Raw genomic sequence first — 2,648 nt, forward strand, 5'->3', positions numbered from 1 at the left:
ACAGCCATGCCGTCCGGATGATCAATACCCTGTTTTTCAAAATTTCCCTGCAGGCCTGTTCCCCTTTAAGTTTGGATGCACCATATACGGATTCAGGCAGGGTCGGATCTTCCGGTGTCCAGGGCTTGAAATGTCTCCCGCTGAAGACATAGTCCGTTGAAATATGAACGAACCGGATATCATTTTCTCCGGCCACCCGAGCAATCTCCAGAACCGCTTCATGATTGATGCGAAAGGCCGTATCTTTTTCCTTTTCAGCCTGGTCCACCAATGTATAGGCCGCCGCATTGATAATCCAGCCAGGAGACGTTTCCCGGATACACCTGCGAATAGTTTCCGGTCTTAAAAAATCGATTTCAGGATAATCACAGGTTAAAAGTTCAATATTTACAGGACAGGTGCGGGAAAGCTCCCAACCCAGTTGGCCGCTGGAGCCCAACAGGAGTATTTTCATTCAAACACCTCAGCATTTTTAAACGAAATCCCTTTCTTATCCTTTTCAGATAAAAGCGGGGATATTCCGGGAATTAGAGGCCATTGAATGTCAATAACAGGGTCATCCCATTTTATGGACCGCTCATGTTCGGGTGCATAATAATCCGTACACTTATATACAAATTCTGCTTCCGGACTGACTACATAAAACCCGTGGGCAAATCCCGGAGGAACCCAGAGTATTTTTTTGTTTTCATCAGAAAGGTACACCCCTATCCATTTCTTAAATGTTGGTGAAGATTTGCATAAATCTACAGCAACATCAAAAACCTCTCCTGAAATCACTCTGACAAGCTTACCTTGTGGCTGGTTGATCTGGTAATGCAGTCCTCTTAAAATACCACGGGATGATTTACTGTGATTGTCCTGAAAAAAAGAGATATCAGCAACCTCCTGCCTGAAAAAATCATCCCTGAATGTTTCCATGAAAAAACCCCGGTTATCGCCGAAAGTTTTGGGTACCATTATAACAACATCTGGTATAGATAGCCGTGTAAGCTTCATTTTTCTATTTTTGATCCCGTTGGATCAATCCTGATAAATATTGTCCATAGCCGTTCTTTTTCATAGACTGTGCAATTTTATTTAATTGTCGGGTATCAATTAATCCCATACGAAAAGCTATTTCTTCGAGGCATGCCACCTTGAGCCCTTGGCGGTCGGATACAACCTTTATAAATAGACCAGCATCCAAAAGGGATTCATGGGTTCCTTTTTCTTGCAAAGCAACCTCCTGAAGCTTTTTTGACAAGCCTTCTCCATAGAAAATATTATCTCCGAGCACAAGGGTAACCGTATCGTTGCCAATAAATTTTTCACCGATTAAAAAGGCCTGAGCCAGACCGTCAGGTGAGGGCTGGATTGCATATTGAATAGAAATACCCCATTGGGAGCCATCTTTCAAAACCTCTTTAAAATTATCCACATCATGGGGAGTTGTTATGATCAAGATATCATGAATACCAGCCAGCATGAGGGTGGACAAAGGATAATAAATCATGGGTTTGTCATAAACCGGCATCAGCTATTTACTGACCGAAAGTGTTAAAGGATACAGGCGCTTACCTGAACCGCCAGCAAGAATAATTCCTTTACGCATGATTTATTTTTCGCTCCTTGTACAGACCCATTGCACAACTGTTTTTTTACGGCTGTATTATATACTCTTTAAATTGATATAAAAAAAATCCAATAATCTTAGAATATTCTAAAAAAACTTGTTTTATATTAGACCTGCCAAGAAATGTCAAAAAACCACCATTCTGTCGGACATAACGGCTTCCTATGAACGTTAGCTGATAATCCTCATTGGAAAAGACCCTTGCAGAGATGATACTGATCCGCCTCATATGATAAGGAGAACTGACAAATATAGCTGATGTAAATCCTGCCATATTCATCATCTTTTTTGCTTCCAGCGCCTCAATATGGGTATTTTCGTAGTAATGCGGATAACTCTTTCTATCAAATGGGATCTTTTGATGGTTCCGGGTTTTCTTTATTGTTCCATCCTCAAGAATGAACACTCTATGATGGGCAGGGATAATAAGTATCTTTGCATACCCTTCTTCTATAAGCTGACGGGCTTCTTTTAATCTTTCTTTGTAATCCGGACCTATGAACAAAACAACGGCATCTGAGTTTGCGGGTCTGTCATAATAGTTAAGATATGTAAAGGCATAAACATAAATACCAAGAAGACAGATGACAATAGCTGTTATGGCAAACAAAAATTTTCTCACAAGAGTAATCTATTCAGATCAAACGCCTTTACGAATAAACTTGTTATAAACGTCTGGAAACCTGTCTTCCGGTATCGTTCTATAAGTCAGAATCCAAAAGATGTAATGGGATTTCAACTTCTTCCTTGTTTGCAATCTTTTTGATGATGCTGAGTTCCAGGTTCATCAGCTTTGCAATCTCTGCTTCAGGAATATTATTTTTTTTCATGTTCTGAATTAAATTGAAATAAGTATTATAGGTTCCAAGTTGTACGCCTTCCTGTTTGCCTTCTTGTCTGCCTTCCTGTCTTAGTTTTTCTGCAGTTGTCATGGCAAGCTCACCTCCTTTTTTTGTTATGGGGTCAATGGCCTCCACAACCTTGCTCGTTTTAATTTCCGTTGCCTTATAAATGTATTTTATGACAATTTCTA

3 protein-coding genes and 2 pseudogenes are annotated in these 2,648 nt (G+C 40.1%); all 5 read right to left on the bottom strand.

What is annotated here, in order from left to right; genetic code table 11:
- Positions 1-454: NAD(P)-dependent oxidoreductase (locus K8S13_RS10230; protein ID WP_291462346.1), on the bottom strand; the 454-nt coding region annotated here is incomplete at its 3' end.
- Positions 451-999 (bottom strand): dTDP-4-dehydrorhamnose 3,5-epimerase, encoded by a 549-nt coding sequence (rfbC, locus tag K8S13_RS10235; protein ID WP_291462347.1) that lies wholly within the window; start codon positions 997-999, stop codon positions 451-453. The genes rfbC and K8S13_RS10230, both read right to left, overlap by 4 nt.
- Before the next feature lie 4 nt (positions 1,000-1,003).
- Positions 1,004-1,594 (bottom strand): annotated as a pseudogene (locus K8S13_RS10240) (sugar nucleotidyltransferase).
- A 46-nt stretch (positions 1,595-1,640) separates the two neighbouring features.
- Positions 1,641-2,225, bottom strand: a complete 585-nt coding sequence (locus tag K8S13_RS10245) for an ElyC/SanA/YdcF family protein (RefSeq protein WP_291462348.1) — start codon at positions 2,223-2,225, stop codon at positions 1,641-1,643.
- Positions 2,226-2,316: 91 nt separating this feature from the next.
- Positions 2,317-2,648 (bottom strand): annotated as a pseudogene (locus K8S13_RS10250) (transposase); the annotation flags it as partial.

It is taken from the genome of Desulfobacula sp. (assembly GCF_021107415.1).